This is a genomic window from Streptomyces sp. NPDC006372, from assembly GCF_040612515.1.
In the GTDB taxonomy this organism is placed as follows: Bacteria; Actinomycetota; Actinomycetes; order Streptomycetales; family Streptomycetaceae; genus Streptomyces.
Genome location: NZ_JBEXQJ010000001.1, coordinates 972,518 through 989,359, shown reverse-complemented (window position 1 = coordinate 989,359; position 16,842 = coordinate 972,518). Strand labels below are relative to the sequence as shown.

Below are 16,842 nucleotides of genomic sequence, written 5' to 3'. Positions count from 1 at the left end.
GCGCACCCACCCCCGCGCCCGGCACCAACGCCAGTACGCAACAGCAGGCGGAGTTACAGCTCCGCCGGAGCCGACCCCTTCAGACTCTCCAGGTCGAAGGCCTGCGCCATCCGCGCATACCCCGCATCACTGGGATGCAGATGATCCCCGGAGTCGTACTCGGCCGTCAGCCGCCGCGGGTCGTACGGATCCCGGAGCGCCTTGTCGAAGTCCGCCACCGCGTCGAACACCCGCCCCGCACGAATCTCCGCGTTGACGGCCTGCCGCACACCCTCCCGGGCCTCGGTGTACCCCCGGTGCCCGTAGAACGGCATCAGCGTCGCCCCCACGACCTTCAGCCCCCGCGCATGCGCCTGCCCGACCATCGTCCGCAGCCCCGCGAGAATCGCGTTCGGGTCGGCGAGCCGGGGGTTGCGCAGGATGTCGTTGACCCCGAGGTCGATGACGACGACCTTGACGTTCGTCCGCTCCAGGACGTCCCGTCCGAAGCGGTTCAGCCCGCTGGGGTTGTCCGCCGGCCGGCCCAGCCCGTCGGTGAGGACCCGGTTCCCGCTGATGCCCTCATTGACCACGCTGTAGCGAGGCAGGTCCCGCCCGGCCGCGATCTCCGCGCGTAGCCTGTCGTACAGAACGTCGGTCCACCGGCCGTTGGCGCCCATGGTGGAGGTGATCCCGTCGGTGATCGAGTCGCCGAGGACGACGACCGTCCCCTCGGACTCGTTGCTCAGCACGTCCAGCGCGGTCAGGTAGCGCCAGTACTTGGTCTGCTCGGTGTACGGCGTGCCCGTCGCGTCGGCCGTCTGGTCGCCCTGGGCGACGTAGGAGATCTGCCGGGCGTGCGGGTGGTACGTCACCGGCCCGGAGCCGGTCGGCGTGTATGTCGTGATCAGGACGTCCGCGTCGTGCGGGATGACCACGCGCACCGCGTCGCTCATCACCTGCCGGCCGGGCGGGATGACGACCGCGGGGCCGCCGTTGAAGGTCAGCTGCCGCAGGGTGTCCGGGAGTGCCGCGGCCGTACCGGTCGCGGCGGCCACGGCGATCGAGGCGCGCGTGATGCTCAGCGGCGACTGGCCGTAGAGATTGGACAGCGTCACGCGGGCACTCGTACCGCCGACGCTGGTGTGGACGACGTTGCGCACCGAACGGTCCGCCATGCCGGTGGTCTCGGTGCCCGGCTCGGCCGCGGCCGGGGAGGTGGACCAGGTGCCGACCCAGTTGCCGGTGGAGGCGGGAGCGGCGGAGTTGTTCGGGAGACGGCTGTCGGTGAGGGCGTTTTGGCCCTGCGTGCCGTCGTCGGACGCCACCCCGACGTATATGGCGGTGGAAAAGGCCATGATCGCTGCGACGACCAGGGCCAAGAGGGCGCGGTGCTTGTTCGGGGCGGTGGGCTCTTGCTGCTCCGCAGCGGGCCCGACACCCCAGGCACGTCCTCGGGTCATGCTCTTCAGTTCTCCTCAGGCGATGGGAGCCCAAGGCTCCGATCTGATGTGCCCATGATGCGGCATGGGCCGGGGGAGGCGCACAGGGACCCCGTCGCAATACCCCCTCCCGACAGACGCCGGGAACTCCTGTTCCGTTCCAGGAGTCGGTCAGGAAGGGACAATGTGTGCGGGATCACCAAGCGGGTGGAGCGGATGGAACGGATGAAAGTGGAAGAAAAGGGCGGCGTCGTCGGAGGGCAGCATGCCCGAACCGGCGCGACCGTGAACCGTGCGATGACGACCTTCAGCCCGGCGGACGAGGAGAAGCAGCGCGGCGTACGCCGTATGAAGCTCACCGCCACCGGGCTGCTGATCTTCGTGGCCGTGGTCTACATGCTGGCCAAGTGGGCCCAGAACTCCGGCGCCGGCCCCTGGGCGGGCTATGTGGCCGCCGCCTCCGAGGCGGGCATGGTCGGCGCGCTGGCCGACTGGTTCGCCGTCACGGCCCTCTTCCGCCACCCCCTCGGCATCCCCATCCCGCACACCGCGATCATCCCCACCAAGAAGGACCAGCTCGGCGTCTCCCTCGGCGAGTTCGTCGGCGAGAACTTCCTCTCCGAGGAGGTCGTACGGCAGCGGCTGCGCGCCGTCGGCATCGGCAGCCGCCTCGGCGCCTGGCTCGCGGTCCCGGAGCACGCCGACCGGGTCACCGCGGAGCTGTCCACCGCCCTGCGCGGCGCCCTGACGGTCCTGCGCGACTCCGACGTCAAGGCCGTGGTCGGCGAGGCGATCACCCGCCGCGCGAACGCCCAGGAGATCGGGCCCGGCATCGGCAAGATGCTGGAGAAGGTCGTCGCCGACGGCGGCCACAAACGGGTCGTCGACCTCGTCGTCAGCCGTGCGCACGACTGGCTGGTGCTGCACCGCGAGGAGGTGATGGACGCCGTGGAGGGCGGCGCCCCCGGCTGGACGCCGAAGTTCGTCGACAAGAAGGTCGGCGAGCGCGTCTACAAGGAGCTGCTGCGCTTCGCCACCGAGATGCGTGACATGCCCGCCCACCCCGCGCGCGGCGCCCTCGACCGCTTCCTCACCGACTTCGCCTCCGACCTCCAGTCCGACACCGACACCCGCGCCCGCGTCGAGCGGCTCAAGGGCGAGGTGCTCGGCCGCGGCGAGGTCCAGGACCTCATCGCCAGCGCCTGGACGGCCGTACGATCCATGATCGTCGCGGCGGCGGAGGACGAGCGCAGCGAGCTGCGGCTGCGGGTACGGGCGTCGCTGCTGTCCCTGGGCTCCCGGATGGCGGGCGAGCGCAAGGTGCAGGACAAGGTCGACGGATGGGTGGAGGGCGCGGCGGTGTACGTCGTCACCACCTACCGCAAGGAGATCACCTCCCTGATCACGGACACGGTCGCGAGCTGGGACGCAGAGCACACCACCCGGAAGATCGAGGCGAACATCGGCCGTGACCTGCAGTTCATTCGGATCAACGGCACAGTGGTGGGCTCCCTGGCCGGCCTGTTGATCTACACGGTGTCGCACGCCCTCGGGGCGTGACGCAAGGCGTAAGAGAAACCGCTCAGGGCACTCGGCTCGGGTTCCGCTCGACGAGGAGGGAGCCCATGACCACCGCAGAGGCCGGGACCGGCCGCACCATCACCACCGACCTCCCCGCCCGGCTCGACCGCCTGCCGTGGTCGCGCTGGCACTGGACGATCGTCATCGGCCTCGGCACCGTGTGGATCCTCGACGGCCTCGAGGTCACCGTCGTGGGCAACATCGCCAGCCGCCTCTCGGAGCCCGGCAGCGGCCTTCCCATCACCTCCGGCGAGGTCACCGGACTCGCGGCCGCCCTGTACGTGGCCGGAGCCTGCTTGGGCGCCCTGTTCTGGGGCCGCCTCACCGACAAGTGGGGCCGCAAGAAGCTCTTCATGATCACCCTGGCGGTCTACCTCGGGGCCACGGCCCTCACCGCGATCTCCTTCGACACCTGGTGGTTCCTCCTCTTCCGCTTCCTCACCGGTTTCGGCATCGGCGGTGAGTACGCGGCCATCAACTCCGCGATCGACGAGCTGATCCCCAAGGAGTACCGCGGCCGCGTCGACCTGATGATCAACGGCAGCTTCTGGCTGGGCGCGGTCTTCGGCTCCCTCCTCTCGATCGTCGCCCTGGACACCGACATCTTCGCGGCGGACGTGGGCTGGCGCCTGACCTTCGCCCTCGGCGCGGTCCTGGCCCTGGTGATCCTCCTGGTCCGCCGGCACGTCCCGGAGAGCCCCCGCTGGCTGCTGATCCACGGCCGCGACGACGAGGCGGAACGCATCGTCTCCGCCATCGAACGCAAGATCGACGAGGAGAGGCCCGACCCGCTGCCGCGCCCGGAGGGCGAGATCACCATCCACCAGCGGCGCAGCGTCTCCTTCCTGGAGATCGGCCGCACGGTCTTCTCCGACTACCGCCGCCGCGCGATCCTCGGCTTCTCCCTCTTCATCGGCCAGGCCTTCCTCTACAACGCCATCACCTTCGGCTTCGGCGCCATCCTGACGACGTTCTTCGACGTCCCGAGCGGCAACACCGGCTACTACTTCGCCGTCATCGCGATCGGCAACTTCTGCGGCCCGCTCCTGCTGGGCAAGCTCTTCGACACGGTGGGCCGCCGCATCATGATCTCCGGCACCTACCTCCTGTCCGGCCTGCTCCTCTTCGGGACGGCCTGGCTCTTCGACCAGGGCACCCTGAGCGCGACCACGATGACGGCCTGCTGGTGCGCGGTGCTGTTCTTCGCCTCGGCCGGCGCGTCCAGTGCCTACCTGACGGTCTCCGAGGTCTTCCCGATGGAGACCCGCGCGATGTCGATCGCCTTCTTCTACGCCATCGGCACCGCCGCCGGCGGCATCAGCGGCCCCCTGCTCTTCGCCGACCTCACCGGCACCGGCAAGGTCGGCGACACGGTCCTCGCCTTCCAGATCGGCGCGGCCCTGATGTGCCTGGCCGGACTGGCGGCGGCGCTCCTCGCGGTCCGCGCGGAACGCCGCTCCCTGGAGGACATCGCCAAGCCCCTCACGGCGGCGGCGAGCAAGGGGAAGCCGGGGGCGCGTCAGGGCGGCGGGTCGCAGGACCAGGGCTCGGACTCGGGTTCGCAGGGATCCAGCCCGGCGACGGCCTGACCGACCCACCTCGTGGAAGGGGCATGGCTCCGGACGACCGGAACGCACCACGCCCCCCACTCACGCCCGCCTCGGACCGGGCCGCCTTCTCACCCGGTCACCCGGTCCCGGTCACCCGAAGGTCCCGGTGCCCAGCAGCTCGGGCAGCGGGTTGACGAGGCCGCCGGAGGACGACTTCCGCGCGGAGGGCCCGGTCGGCCACACCGCGGGGCAGTGGGTGCCCTTGCGCGGGGTCTTCAGGGTCACGAGGTAGGTGTCGATGGCGTCCCGCGCGCACGGACTCAGCCAGTAGTCACCGTGGCCGACACCGTCGTACGTGAGGAACACGGCCTCGCGCCCCATCTGACGGGCCGCGTTGGCGCCCCAGGAGTACGGAGTGGCCGGATCGAACCGGCTGTTGGTCATCAGGATCGGCGGGGTGCCGTCGACGTCGAGCCGGCGCGGCGGGTTGTTCACCTTGCCCGGCCAGTCCTGACAGCCGTTCTGGACGGTCCAGCCGAGAGAACTGAGCCGGGTCACGGGGGCGAGCCGGCCGAGCGCCCGCTGGAACCGGGCGAGTGTGCCGTACGAGGGGACCTCGAAGTCGTAGTCCTGGCACATCACCGAGTAGAACGGGAATTCCGTCGGCTCCCCGTACTTCCCGAACGCCCGTGCCGCCGCGGGTCCGGCGGAGTCCAGCTCGGCGAGCGTCTCGGCGAACCCGAACCAGCCGGCCGGGTCGTACATGCCCTGCTGGGCGAAGGCCTGGAGATCCCGGGGACGGACCGTCTGGGGCGGGTCGCCCGGGACGACCAGCTCACCGGCCTCCGCCCGCTTGTAGAGCGAGTCGAACAGGGCGCGGGCGTCCCGGCCGTGGAGCGCACACGACGGAGTACGGGCGCACCAGTCGGCGAACTGGCCGTACGACCCCTCCACCCCCACGGCCTCGGTCTTCTGGAAGCCCCACGCGTCCAGGCTGTGGTCCATGTTCGAGTCGAGCGTCATCGCGCGGATGCGGTGCGGGTAGCGCTCGGCGTACTGCTGGCCGATCGCGGTGCCGTAGGACACGCCGTAGTAGCTGATCCGCCGCTCGCCGAGCCCGGCGCGGATCGCCTCCATGTCACGGACGACGCTCGTGGTGTCCATGTGGTCGGCGAGCGGACCGGTCAGGTCACGGCAGCTCTCGCCGACCGCGCGGTTGGCCGCGCGGAGGGCGGCGAAGGAGGAGGAGCTGTCCGGGTAGAGCAACGCGTCCTGGGCGAGCACCCGGTCCATGTCGCACTTCACCGGGTTGCTGCGGCCGACACCGCGCGGGTCGAAGCCCACGATGTCGAACCGCTCCAGCAGGTCGGCGGAGAAGCTGTCCGGCGCGGTGAACGTGAAGTCCACCCCGGAGCCCCCCGGGCCACCGGGGTTGACGAGCAGCGAACCGATCCTGCGGGCCGGGTCGGTGGCCTTGTGGCGGGCGAGGGCCAGATCGAAGGTCGCGCCCTTCGGCCGCTTCCAGTCCACGGGCACCTTGAGGGTGGCGCACTCGAAGGTGCCCTCGCCGGAAGGCGACTCACAGGGCGCCCAGGCTATTCGCCCGGATAAGGCGGCCGGGGCCTGCGGCGAGGGCGCGGCGACCGCGGTCCCGGCCAGCAGCTGACCGAACAGCGCGGTGACCAGAGCTCCCACGGCCAGTCGCCCGCGTCTCTTCACCCGCGGATGCGGTGGGGTGTTGAACGGCACAGATGTTCCTCCGTAGAACAGAAGTTCACAGACGAACCACAGCCTTACCCCAACTCCCCCGTGACACAAGGGACATGGCCGTCACCCTGGAGCTACTGCGTCCGGCCACGCCGTCGCAGCAACAACAGTCCCCCCGCGACGGCCGTGACCCCCGCCGCCGTGGCCCACCCGACGACGTCCTCCGCCCCCGTGGCGGCGAGGTCACGGCCCGCACCGGGGACAGCGGAGGCACTGGCCGCGGACTGCGGCCGCACACCACCCCCGGCGCCGTCGGACGCGGCCGGACCCGGCGCCGCCGACACGTCCGCGGCCCGCCCACGAGTGAACGCCAGAGTCCCGAATCCCAGTTGGTCGAACCCTCCGCTGTTGGGCCCGTAGTCCCCGCCCCCGCCCTCGGGAGCCGCCTTGGCCGCCGCACGCGTGACATAGGTGGCCGACAGCCCCCGCCGTCTGGTGTAGTGATTCGCGATCATCGCCCAGATGGGCCGGGTCATGGCCGGATCGGCCACCGCCACATCGGACGCGGTCTCACTCCCGGACCATCCCCCGATCGCCCCCTTCTTCCGCGTGTTGGCGGTGTACGGCACATCCCCGCCCAGGCACCACTTGGCCACGTACTGCGCGCCCTTGAGGAACCGGCTGTCGTCGTACCCGTACAGATCGATCCCCTGGTTCCACGCCATCTCGCACACCGTGCCCATCAGCCCGACGCCGAGCAGAGCGTGCCCCTGGTCCCGCCCGGCCTCGACCCACTCGCCTAGCCCGTCCTCATGCACCACGGGAACGGCATGCCGAACCGACCCCATCCCGTCCCCGTGCTTGAAGTACTCCACGGCCCGCTCGACGACGGCCCGCTCGTCGCAGAAGATCCCGGTCGCCAGCACACAGGCCATGGCCGTCAGATCCCAGTTCGGCCAGTAGTTGGTGACGACGGCGTTGTTGTGGCGGGTCAGGAAGTCGTCGCTGAGCGGATGGAAGACGTTCCGCATCAGCTCCTGCGCCCGCCCGAGCGCGAAGCCCGGGTGCTCCCGCACGAGTTCGGCGGCGTTGGCGAACTGGTAGCCGTACAGCCCGGCCGCGAGGAACCGGTCCGCACTGCCCTCCAGCCGGGTCAGCCTCCCCGACCAGGCGTTGAGGATCGCGACGGCGGTGTCGGCATGGGCCTCGTCCCCGCTGACGTGGTACCGCAGGGCGTTCTGGTAGGCCGCGTGGATGTCGTTGTAGAGGGTCCGGTAGTTCTCGGGCGTACCCGACCCCCGGTACACGACGGCCTGCGGGTTGGCCCGCCAGCCGCTCTGCGCGTGCCGGTTCGCGGTGAGCTTGGCGAACCCGGCCGTGTACGGCTCCGCCCCCGCCTTCACCTTGGCGGCCATCCGGCCCAGGGCGGCGCGGGTGTGCAGCAGCCCGGGGTGAGCGAAGGGGGCGGCGGCGGTGGCCGGGACGGCCTGGGCGGCGAACATGGTCGCGCCGACCCCGATGCCCGATGCCTTCAACATGCTCCGGCGGCTGATCTGTCGTGTCACGTCGTCGTACCTCAGCGTCGTAAGTCGCGTACCTGCGGGGGACGGTGAGGAGACGGCCGGACGGTGAAGCCGATAACAAAAACTGCGCTATAGTTGATCTGCGTCCAGTCGCCGGAACTCCGGTCGGCGGACAGTGCGTTGGTGGTCCAAGGAAAGACGCCCCGCTTCCTGCGGGGAAATGCAGGTGCAAGGCCTGCCCGGCGCTCCACACACAAGAACCCGGCCCTGGGATACAGGGCCGGGTTCTTTGCTGCACCCGCTACTGACCGGATCAGCCGCGCCGGTCGGCCACGACCCAGGACGCCAGCCCCACGGCCCCCGCCACCCCGAACACGGCAGGCCACGCACCCACCCTCTTGGCCAGCGGATGAGACCCCGCGAAGGCGCCGACATACGCCGCCGACAACGCCCCCGCGGCCACCCCTCCGGCCTGCTCCCGCCACTGCCGCGCGGCCGCCACCCCGGCGACGGCGAGCACGACCCCGCCGAGCGGCCGCTGCCTGGTCCAGCGGGCCACGCCGTATCCACCCACGAGACCACTCGCGGCGAGCACCGCGCTGGGAACCCTGGCCATGTCTGCCTCCTGCTGCTGCTTCCGGCACCTGTTCGAGATCTTGAGGCTAACTCCCGCGGCGCGGGGCACACGCGGCAGGGCACAGGACACATTTCCCCGAACCTGAGCCTGGGCTTGTCAACTTTCCTCCTCCGAGCTATATAAGAAGACGTAGACCGTAGGGCATCGCACAGGCACCGCCTGAAGAGAGGAGTGAACAGTGATGCTCATGCGCACGGACCCCTTCCGTGAGCTCGACCGACTCACCCAGCAGGTCTTCGGCCCCGCCACCACTCGCCCGTCGGCGATGGCGATGGACGCCTACCGCTCCGGGGACGACTTCTTCGTCCACTTCGACCTCCCCGGCATCGACCCCGAGACGATCGAGCTGGACGTCGAACGCAACGTCCTGAACGTACGAGCCGAGCGCACGTCCCCGGCCCCCGAGGGCGCGGAGCCCCTGGTCGCCGAACGGCCGACGGGCACCTTCACCCGCCAGCTCTTCCTCGGCGACACCCTGGACACCGAGCGCATCGACGCCTCGTACGAGGCCGGCGTCCTGACCCTGCGCATCCCGGTGGCCGAGCAGGCCAAGCCGCGCCGCATCCAGATCAGCGGCGGCGACACACGCAAGCAGCTCAACCGCTGACCGCATTCCCACGAGGACGATGGCGCGCCGCCGGCGCCGACCCCGCCGGTGGCGCGCCCCGACACGGCACCCGGAGGAAAACCCCGCACATGAGCACGACGACAGTGCCCAGTGTGACGACGAGGCACCACGCCCCGAGCGACCACCACGACGATCACGACCCCGACTGGACCCGACTGATCACGGCGGTTCAGCGATCCGGCCAGTACGCCACCCGGCAGGAGGCGGAACAGACCACCCGCACCGTCCTGTCGGCCCTCGGCGCCCACGTCATCGGCGACGAACGGGTCGACCTCGCCCGCGCCCTCCCCGAGGAGGCCGCCCGGCTGATCGCCTCCCAGATCCCGGCCACACACCCGCTCACCGCCGCGGAGTTCGTCGACAAGGTCGCCTCCCGCACAGCCGGGGCCACCCCCGCCACGGCCCGCTGGGACGTCAGCTCGGTCCTCAGCGTCCTCCCGCCCCTGATCGGCGACGCCCTGGTGACCCGCATCCTCGCCCAACTCCCCGCCGGCTACGCCCTCCTGTTCGGCCGAGCGGACCTGACACCGACACCGTAGGCTCCCCCCCTACGACGGCCACCCCCACGTACGGCCACCCCCGCGACGACCGGGCGGTGGCCGTCACGCACCCAGCCAAGTCACCGCCGAATGGAGACACTTGCCCCGCACGACATCCGGCACCCTCACCACCCCCGACGGCACCCGCCTCGCCCACACGGACCACCGCCCCACCACCCGGCCCACGACCACGTTCCTCCTCCTGCACGGCCTGGCAGGCCACCAGGGCGAGTGGGACACCCTCGCCGCGCAGCTGTCGGCGGACGGCCACCGCGTGGTGACGTACGACGCCCGAGGTCACGGTGCCAGCACCCGCACCCCCGCGACCACGACCCGCGAGGCCCACGTCCAGGACGCCATAACCCTGATCGAGGAACTGGATCTGGCCCCCGTCACTCTGCTCGGCCAGTCCCTGGGCGGCCACACGGCCATGCTGCTGGCCGCGTCCCACCCCCGCCTGGTGAAGTCCCTGATCCTCGTCGAAGCGGGCCCGGCGGGCCCCAACCCGGACCTCCCCGCACAGATCGCGACGTGGCTGGACAGCTGGCCGACCCCCTTCACGTCCCTGGCGGAGGCGGAGGCCTTCCTGGGCCACGAGGCGTGGACGAGGACGCTGGACCGGCGAGACGACGGCTGGCACCCGGCAGGGGACCGCACCACGATCATCGACACAGTCGCCGAACTGGCCACCACGGCCTACTGGGAGGAGTGGTCCCGCATCACCTGCCCCACCCTCCTCGTCCAGGGCGAACACGGCACCATGCGCCCCGACGAGCCCGCCACCATGCTCACCCACCGCCCGCACACCCACCACACCCGCATCCCCGACGCGGCCCACGACGTCCACCTGGACCAGCCGGCCCGCCTCCACGAAGCGGTCCGCGCGTTCATCACGCGCCCGTGATCGACACGCCGCGAACAACCATTCGCCCGACGACGTTCCCGAACCCGTCCGGCAGGCCAGGCTAGGCCGTCGGATCCCAGAGGCCACCGGCCTCCCCCCGGGCCAGGTGCTCGGCATACACGCTCGTCTTCCAGGCGATCACGGAGCGACACTCCTCCAACGCCCGAATCTGCGCCTCGACGCGCTGCTGATGGGCGTCGAGGAGCTGGAGCCGCTCGGCCTCGTTCCCCGGCCCGCGCCGTACCAGCTCGGCGAACCGCTTCAGCTCCGCGAGCGGCATCCCGGACTCGCGCAACTTGACGCAGATCAGCAGCCAGTCGACATCGACCGTGGTGTATCGCCGTCGGCCGCCCGCCGTGCGCTGGACGGGGCCGACCAGCAGACCCTCACGCTCGTAGAAACGCAGAGCATGCACGCTGAGCCCGGTCCGCCGGGCCACCTCGCCGATGCTCAGTGCCTGCGCACGGGGCTCGGTAGTCGCCATGCCCCACAGCCTAGAACCTGCCACCCAGGACTTGATCTAGACCTCGCTCTACTTCATACCGTCACCGCCATGACCACCACCCACCAACAGCCGCTCGGCTCACCCTTCTCCGCCGCCAGCACCGCCGAGGACGTCACGGCCGGCCTCGACCTGTCCGGCACGACCGCCCTCGTGACCGGGGGCTACTCCGGACTCGGCCTGGAAACCACCCGCGCCCTGGCCGCCGCCGGAGCACGGGTCATCGTCCCCGCCCGCCGACCCGACACCGCCCGCGCAGCTCTCAGAGGCGTGGCCGACTGTGACGTGCTCCCCATGGACCTGGCAGACCTCGACAGCGTGCGCGCCGCGGCGGCGCGCATCCGCGACTCCGTCCACAGCCTCGACCTCCTCATGGCCATCGCCGGCGTCATGGCCACCCCCGAACGACGCGTCGGCCCCGGCTGGGAAGGCCAGTTCGCCACCAACCACCTGGGGCACTTCATCCTCACCTGCGAGCTCTACCCACTCCTCGCCGCCGCCGACGGCGCCCGCGTCATCGTCAACAGCTCCGCCGGACACACCCTCACCGACATCCGCCGGCACGACCCGCACTTCCGAACCGGCTACGACAAGTGGCTCGCCTACGGCCAGTCCAAAACCGCCAACGCCCTCTTCGCGGTCCATCTCGACACCCTGGGCCACACCGACGGAGTGCGATCCTTCACCCTCCACCCAGGCAAGATCATCACGGGCCTCCAACGCGAGATGACCCTCCAGGAGCAGATCGACCGCGGCTGGGTGGACGAGCACGGCACGGTGATCGGCACCGACTTCAAGACCCCCTCCCAAGGCGCCGCCACCGGCCTGTGGGCAGCCACGTCCACCCTCCTCGACAACAGGGGCGGCCTCTACCTCGAGGACTGCGACATCGCACGCGTCTCGGCCCCCGACGAGCCCATGGACGACGGAGGTGTCCGCGCGTACGCCATCGATCCCGACGCAGCCGCACGGCTGTGGGAGCTGTCGGTCGCGGCGACAGGCGCCACCCCGATCGCACGCTGAAGACGGCTACGCCCCCCCGGATCGACAGCCGCGGCGCCTCGGCACGAGCTGTCAGACGACCGAACCATTGTCGGCGCGCGTGGCAGATCACGCGGACGCGAGCCAGTCGCCGAGCGCGTGCGAGACACGCAACGGCGTTTCCACAGGGGCAAGGTGCCCGACGTCGCTCAGCGTGATCACGGGTGGGTCCCCGGGGAGCAGGTCTCGCAACTGAGCCGCCTGGCCGACAGGAATCCAGGGGTCCTGCTCACCCCAGCCGATCGTCACCGGGCAGCTCACCTGCTGGAGGCGTTCCACGATCGGGCGAGTGTGTTCGGTCCGGAGCGCAGCGATCTGACGGCAAAACGCAGGCTGGCCCAGAGCCCCCAACCACGGCTGACTCAACACGTCCACCCAATCGGCGGTCAACTGATGACGCGCCGCACCGGCGATGTACTCCTTGACCAACGCCGTGTGAAGCGGGGCCGGCATTTCCGAGAAGACGTCTACATGGTCGGCGACCAGACGGAAGAACGGCGATCCCCACGGATCGAGTGTCATGACGTCCCAGAGGAACAGACTCGCGTACTCACGCTCGTGAAAGAGGTGAGCCCCGAGCGCCACCGCCCCTCCGATGTCATGCCCGACGACGTGTGGCCTGTCCAAGCCCCAGCACGCGAGCAGCTGCGAGAACCGAGACATCTGGGAGGCAAGATCGACCGGCACCTCCGGATCCTTCGGCGATCGTCCGTACCCGGGCATGTCCCACAAGAACACTCGATATTTGCTGCTCAGATGCCGTGCCGCATCCGCCCATACCTGTGACGACCAGGGCGTGCCGTGGCAGAGCACCACATCCCCCAGCGGAGCCCGCCGCTCGGGAGCCAGTACGTATGTGGCGACCCTCGTCCCATCTACGGTGATGTGGACAGGGTCCGGCAGTCGCGATTCCCTCGTGCTCATGCGATGAAGCTAGAACCTCAGGTCGACCTGAGGTCAAGAAGGGACAATGGCCCCATGAAGATCGGAGAGGCCGCTCACCGTCTTGGAGTAGCGGTGCATGTGCTCAGGCACTGGGACGACGAGGGTGTCGTCGTGCCCGACCGCACACCGTCAGGCCAGCGCGAATACAGCGAGGAGCACCTCCACCGCTTGCGGGTCCTGCGGGCATGCCAGGGAGTCGGCATGAGTCTGTCGGACATCCGGCAGGTCCTGCACCGCCGTGAACCCGAGAGAACGGGAGTGATCGAGCGGCAGCTCCACCGGATCCGGACGCAACGAGCACAACTCGAGGACGCCGAACGATTCCTCGTGCACGTGATCAACTGCGAGCACGATCTGCTGACCAGGTGCGATGCGTGCACTGGATACGCCGCGAGCGTCCCTCTGCAGTGACATCGGTTCCTCACGGTCAGGCTTGGCGGGCGTAGGACGTGAGGCGATCGGCGAGCGCAATGACGAGGCCGCGCAGTTCAGCGGGGCGCTCGATGACAAACGGCCGGTCGAGTGAGGCGAGTGTCCGAGGCAACCAGTCGAGCCGCTGCGCCCGCAGCTCGACGCGCAGCCAGCGCTCTGCCGCCGGATCCTGGCCGGCCGTGGGCTCGCGCTCCTCCAGTCTCGCGACGCCGGCGGGGAGGTGCGCGCGGATCTGCTCAACTGTCCCGTGGATCCGCAAGGTCACCTCATGCTGGTACTCGGCCGTGGCGAATCCCGACAACACGCGCTGCACCGGATCGGGACCCACGGGCGCTTCGAACGAGCCGGGCAGGGCCCTCGGGTCTGCGATGCGATCGAGCCGGAAGGTTCGGTCCTCGCCGACCTGGGCGTCCTTCCCTGTGACGTACCACCGGCCCGCATGGGCGACGATCCCGTACGCGTGCAGTGTGCGTTCGCTGCGCTGTCCGTCGCGGTCGGTGTAGCGAATCGAGACCGGCCGACGGTGCCGCACCGCATCGGCGATGGTGAGCAGGACCCCGGCGTCCGGGCGATCCAACTCGCCGGGCTGGTCCGTGAAGGCGAGAGCCTCCAGGAGGGTGTCGAGCCTGCGGGCGACGTGCTTGGGCAGCACCCGCCGGATCTTCGCCGATGCCGTCTCGCTCGCCGTGGACTCCGTCGTCGTCAGCCCCGCCCGGCGGCCGGCGACCAGGCCGAGCAGCACGGCCAGCGCCTCGTCATCGCTGAGCATGAGCGGAGGCAAGCGGTAGCCAGGAGCCAGCCTGTACCCGCCGTAGCGGCCGCGCACCGACTCCACGGGCACGTCCAGGTCGATCAGCTGGTCCACATACCGCCGCACAGTGCGCCCTTGGACGCCGAGACGGTCGGCGAGCTCGGCCACCGTCCGGGTGCCGCCCGACTGCAACAGTTCCAGGAGTGTCAGCACGCGGCCGGTGGGTCGTGGCATATCTGCAGCCTAAGGCGAATACAGGACCGATTCTGTCCACTATTTCTCCTAGCCTGCGACGTGTACGCCTCCAGCACAGCTCAGGAGAATCCCATGGACTTCGTCTCGATCCGTATCATCACCAGCGACGTCGCACGCCTCGTCGACTTCTACGAGCGAGCCATAGGGATGCAGGCGATACGGGCCACCGAGGACTTCGCCGAACTCAGGACGGCGGGCGCGACCCTCGCGATCGCCGGCACCCGCACCGTCCCGCTGTTCGCCCCGGGCTCCGCCCGCCCGGCGGACAACCACAGCGTGATCATTGAGTTCCTCGTCGAGGACGTGGACTCTGTCCACCAGAACCTGACTGGCTTCGTCACCGACTTCGTCAACGAGCCCACCACGATGCCCTGGGGCAACCGTTCGCTGCTGTTCCGCGACCCCGACGGCAACCTCGTCAACTTCTTCACGCCCGTCACCCCAGCGGCCATCGAAAAGTTCGCACGCTGACGCCACGCACAGCCGCTCACGCGGGAGCCCCGAGCACCCAGGGCTCCCGATGAACGCCGCCCCTCCCAGTCCAGGAGCGCTACCAGCAGGGCACATCGCAACGCACCGCTGACCGCCGAAGGAATCACGTCAAGCCGCAACTCGCGTGGGCCGGTATCGCAGGGCTACCGCCCCCGACCGGAACTCATGGCGGTCCACGAGCTTGAGCTGGATGCGCCCGCGCAGACCGGCGAGCAACGTCGGCCCGTGTCCGGCAAGTACCGGCTGAACAAGGAACTCGTACTCGTCGATCAGTCCCAGATCTGCCAACGCCAGGGGGAGCGTCACGCCACCCACCCAGAGGCCCTCGCCTGACTCCTGCTTGAGCCGCTGAACCGCTTGCCCCAAGTCGCCTCGCACCAGGTCGGCATTCCAATCGACCCCGCTCAGCGTGCTCGACACGACGTACTTCTTCGCCCGGTCGATGGTCTCGGCGAACGGGATCTGCCACTCACCCATCCAGTCAGGCCACGGGCCCGTGGTCGGCTTCCGCCACGCCGACTCCATCATCTCGTAGGTCACCCGGCCGAAGAGCAAGGCATCGGCTCGCTCCATCTCAGCGGTCCAGTAGCGCATCGACTCCTCGTCCGGGGGGAGCCCTGCCTCATGATGGCAGCAGCCGTCGAGCGTGACATTGATCGAGTATCGAAGTGGTCTCATCTCGTTGCTCTCCCTTGATGCGCGCTCCGCGTTCACCGGACCGTATACAGACGACTGTCGGCCTCATTTCTCATCGGCGCCCCAGGGGGTTCCTGGATCGCGCGCTTGGCCGCCGGCTGCGCGGACTTCGGTAGCGCGTCCAGACAGTCGGCGGTTTTGTGAACCCAACACCGCAGGTGGCGGGTCATGGGGAAGACCTCGCTCAAAGCGTTCCAGAAGCCGAGTGCACCGTCGCCGACGGCCAGCACCGGGGCGCGCATGCCGCGGCGGGCCTGCAACGCGAGATGACCCTCCAGGAGCAGATCGCCCGCGGCTGGGCGGACGAGCACGGCACGGTGATCGGCACCGACTTCATGACCCCGTCCCAAGGCGCCGCCACCGGCCTGCGGGCAGCCTCGTCCACACTCCTGGACGACCACGGCGGCCTCTACCTTGAGGACTGCGACATCGCACGCGTGTCGGCCCCAGGCGAGCCCATGGACGACGGAGGTGTCCGCGCGTACGCGATTGATCCCGACGGGGCCGCACGGTTGTGGGAGCTGTCGGCCGCGGCGATGGGGAGGGGGCCAGATGCGATCCTGCCCGTATGAACCAGCTCGGCGACGCGCACCTGCGCAACTGGACGCTGCGATACATGGCCCTACTCGCAGCCGACGCCCAGGATCAGGCTGCCTGGCTGGGCAAGCGGGAGCTGGAGACGGAGTCTGTCATCGAAGAGGCGGCTCTCCTTTGCCGTCTCTCCGAAGGGCTCACGGAGCGCGGAGCCCTCGAATCCAAGGATGTGCCCTGTCTTCAGGCCATCGGTCGTCGACTCGGTGAGATCGATGCTGACGGCCGCGCCGGTCTCTGGGCCACTGCTCTGGCCGCAGACCCGGCGTGGGACGAAGTACGTCTTCTCGCCCGCCGGTTCCTCCTCACGACACTGGGCGACTGGCGTCAGCCACTCCCACGCCCCGTGAACCCGCACACCGGCGATCACTGAGCAGGTAAGGCCGCCTGTGCAACTCTGACCCCTGACGCCACTGAGCACCCGCACTCGGCGACGCTCCCACGCCTCGGACCGCCGTCCCCGCCGCCCCACCTCTGGGCCGCCCGGTCGGCCAAATCCCCGCGGTGGAGGGGCGAGTGTCAAGGGTGAAGCGAAGCGCAATCGGCGAAGCCGACGCCCGGAGGGCGCCCTTGACACTCGCCCTGGAACCGCCAACCTCGTGAGAACCGGGTGGCCGTGAGTACCTCTTGGCCAACAGGACGGGCCG

17 protein-coding genes and 2 pseudogenes are annotated in these 16,842 nt (G+C 69.8%); 10 read left to right on the top strand and 9 right to left on the bottom strand.

Annotated features, from left to right (window positions below; all coding sequences use genetic code 11):
- Positions 1-53: 53 nt before the first annotated feature.
- The gene (locus tag ABZ016_RS04395; protein WP_356915012.1) at positions 54-1,442 is read right to left on the bottom strand and encodes an SGNH/GDSL hydrolase family protein; all 1,389 of its coding nucleotides are present in this window, start codon (positions 1,440-1,442) and stop codon (positions 54-56) included.
- Positions 1,443-1,637: 195 nt separating this feature from the next.
- Between ABZ016_RS04395 and ABZ016_RS04390 the strand changes: the two genes are divergently transcribed.
- Together ABZ016_RS04390 and ABZ016_RS04385 are read left to right on the top strand one after the other, a co-directional pair.
- Positions 1,638-2,981: a DUF445 domain-containing protein gene (locus ABZ016_RS04390; RefSeq protein ID WP_356915011.1), complete on the top strand. Its 1,344-nt coding sequence runs from the start codon at positions 1,638-1,640 to the stop codon at positions 2,979-2,981.
- A gap of 65 nt (positions 2,982-3,046) precedes the next feature.
- Positions 3,047-4,591 carry an MFS transporter gene (locus tag ABZ016_RS04385; protein ID WP_356915010.1) on the top strand — a complete coding sequence of 515 codons (1,545 nt, stop codon included), beginning with the start codon at positions 3,047-3,049 and terminating at the stop codon, positions 4,589-4,591.
- Between the two features lie 111 nt (positions 4,592-4,702).
- On the opposite strand, the gene ABZ016_RS04380 is transcribed toward ABZ016_RS04385, so the two are convergent.
- From ABZ016_RS04380 to ABZ016_RS04370, 3 genes are all read right to left on the bottom strand, one after another.
- A complete protein-coding gene (locus ABZ016_RS04380; protein WP_356915009.1) occupies positions 4,703-6,301 on the bottom strand; it encodes an alpha/beta hydrolase in 1,599 nt (532 codons plus the stop codon).
- A gap of 92 nt (positions 6,302-6,393) precedes the next feature.
- Positions 6,394-7,797 carry an alginate lyase family protein gene (locus tag ABZ016_RS04375; protein WP_356915055.1) on the bottom strand — a complete coding sequence of 468 codons (1,404 nt, stop codon included), beginning with the start codon at positions 7,795-7,797 and terminating at the stop codon, positions 6,394-6,396.
- A 298-nt stretch (positions 7,798-8,095) separates the two neighbouring features.
- Positions 8,096-8,398: a hypothetical protein gene (locus ABZ016_RS04370; RefSeq protein ID WP_356915008.1), complete on the bottom strand. Its 303-nt coding sequence runs from the start codon at positions 8,396-8,398 to the stop codon at positions 8,096-8,098.
- Positions 8,399-8,600: 202 nt separating this feature from the next.
- Between ABZ016_RS04370 and ABZ016_RS04365 the strand changes: the two genes are divergently transcribed.
- From ABZ016_RS04365 to ABZ016_RS04355, 3 genes are all read left to right on the top strand, one after another.
- Positions 8,601-9,026 (top strand): Hsp20/alpha crystallin family protein, encoded by a 426-nt coding sequence (locus tag ABZ016_RS04365; protein ID WP_356915007.1) that lies wholly within the window; start codon positions 8,601-8,603, stop codon positions 9,024-9,026.
- Positions 9,027-9,115: 89 nt separating this feature from the next.
- Positions 9,116-9,586: a DUF2267 domain-containing protein gene (locus ABZ016_RS04360; protein ID WP_356915005.1), complete on the top strand. Its 471-nt coding sequence runs from the start codon at positions 9,116-9,118 to the stop codon at positions 9,584-9,586.
- A 100-nt stretch (positions 9,587-9,686) separates the two neighbouring features.
- Positions 9,687-10,490 (top strand): alpha/beta hydrolase, encoded by an 804-nt coding sequence (locus ABZ016_RS04355; protein WP_356915004.1) that lies wholly within the window; start codon positions 9,687-9,689, stop codon positions 10,488-10,490.
- A 61-nt stretch (positions 10,491-10,551) separates the two neighbouring features.
- On the opposite strand, the gene ABZ016_RS04350 is transcribed toward ABZ016_RS04355, so the two are convergent.
- Positions 10,552-10,974, bottom strand: a complete 423-nt coding sequence (locus tag ABZ016_RS04350) for a MerR family transcriptional regulator (RefSeq protein WP_356915003.1) — start codon at positions 10,972-10,974, stop codon at positions 10,552-10,554.
- 69 nt (positions 10,975-11,043) lie between these two features.
- Here ABZ016_RS04350 and ABZ016_RS04345 point away from each other — a divergent pair, with 69 nt between their 5' ends.
- A complete protein-coding gene (locus ABZ016_RS04345) occupies positions 11,044-12,015 on the top strand; it encodes an SDR family NAD(P)-dependent oxidoreductase (RefSeq protein ID WP_356915002.1) in 972 nt (323 codons plus the stop codon).
- A gap of 87 nt (positions 12,016-12,102) precedes the next feature.
- On the opposite strand, the gene ABZ016_RS04340 is transcribed toward ABZ016_RS04345, so the two are convergent.
- The gene (locus ABZ016_RS04340; protein WP_356915001.1) at positions 12,103-12,957 is read right to left on the bottom strand and encodes an alpha/beta hydrolase; all 855 of its coding nucleotides are present in this window, start codon (positions 12,955-12,957) and stop codon (positions 12,103-12,105) included.
- A 54-nt stretch (positions 12,958-13,011) separates the two neighbouring features.
- On the opposite strand from ABZ016_RS04340, the gene ABZ016_RS04335 reads away from it, so the two are divergent.
- Entirely contained in the window at positions 13,012-13,389 is a 378-nt protein-coding gene (locus tag ABZ016_RS04335) for a MerR family transcriptional regulator (protein WP_356915000.1), read from the top strand.
- 16 nt (positions 13,390-13,405) lie between these two features.
- On the opposite strand, the gene ABZ016_RS04330 is transcribed toward ABZ016_RS04335, so the two are convergent.
- Positions 13,406-14,395: a YafY family protein gene (locus ABZ016_RS04330; protein ID WP_356914999.1), complete on the bottom strand. Its 990-nt coding sequence runs from the start codon at positions 14,393-14,395 to the stop codon at positions 13,406-13,408.
- 93 nt (positions 14,396-14,488) lie between these two features.
- Between ABZ016_RS04330 and ABZ016_RS04325 the strand changes: the two genes are divergently transcribed.
- On the top strand, positions 14,489-14,887 hold the full coding sequence (locus ABZ016_RS04325; protein WP_356914998.1) for a VOC family protein: 399 nt from the start codon (positions 14,489-14,491) through the stop codon (positions 14,885-14,887).
- 129 nt (positions 14,888-15,016) lie between these two features.
- Here ABZ016_RS04325 and ABZ016_RS04320 read toward each other — a convergent pair whose 3' ends face one another.
- Together ABZ016_RS04320 and ABZ016_RS04315 are read right to left on the bottom strand one after the other, a co-directional pair.
- Positions 15,017-15,586 (bottom strand): dihydrofolate reductase family protein, encoded by a 570-nt coding sequence (locus ABZ016_RS04320; RefSeq protein WP_356914997.1) that lies wholly within the window; start codon positions 15,584-15,586, stop codon positions 15,017-15,019.
- 89 nt (positions 15,587-15,675) lie between these two features.
- Positions 15,676-15,855 (bottom strand): annotated as a pseudogene (locus ABZ016_RS04315) (transposase); the annotation flags it as partial.
- On the opposite strand from ABZ016_RS04315, the pseudogene ABZ016_RS04310 reads away from it, so the two are divergent.
- Both ABZ016_RS04310 and ABZ016_RS04305 read left to right on the top strand, forming a co-directional pair.
- Positions 15,856-16,176: pseudogene (locus tag ABZ016_RS04310) on the top strand (oxidoreductase); the annotation flags it as partial. It lies immediately after the preceding pseudogene.
- On the top strand, positions 16,173-16,568 hold the full coding sequence (locus ABZ016_RS04305) for a hypothetical protein (protein ID WP_356914996.1): 396 nt from the start codon (positions 16,173-16,175) through the stop codon (positions 16,566-16,568). The pseudogene ABZ016_RS04310 and the gene ABZ016_RS04305, both read left to right, overlap by 4 nt.
- Positions 16,569-16,842: the final 274 nt, after the last annotated feature.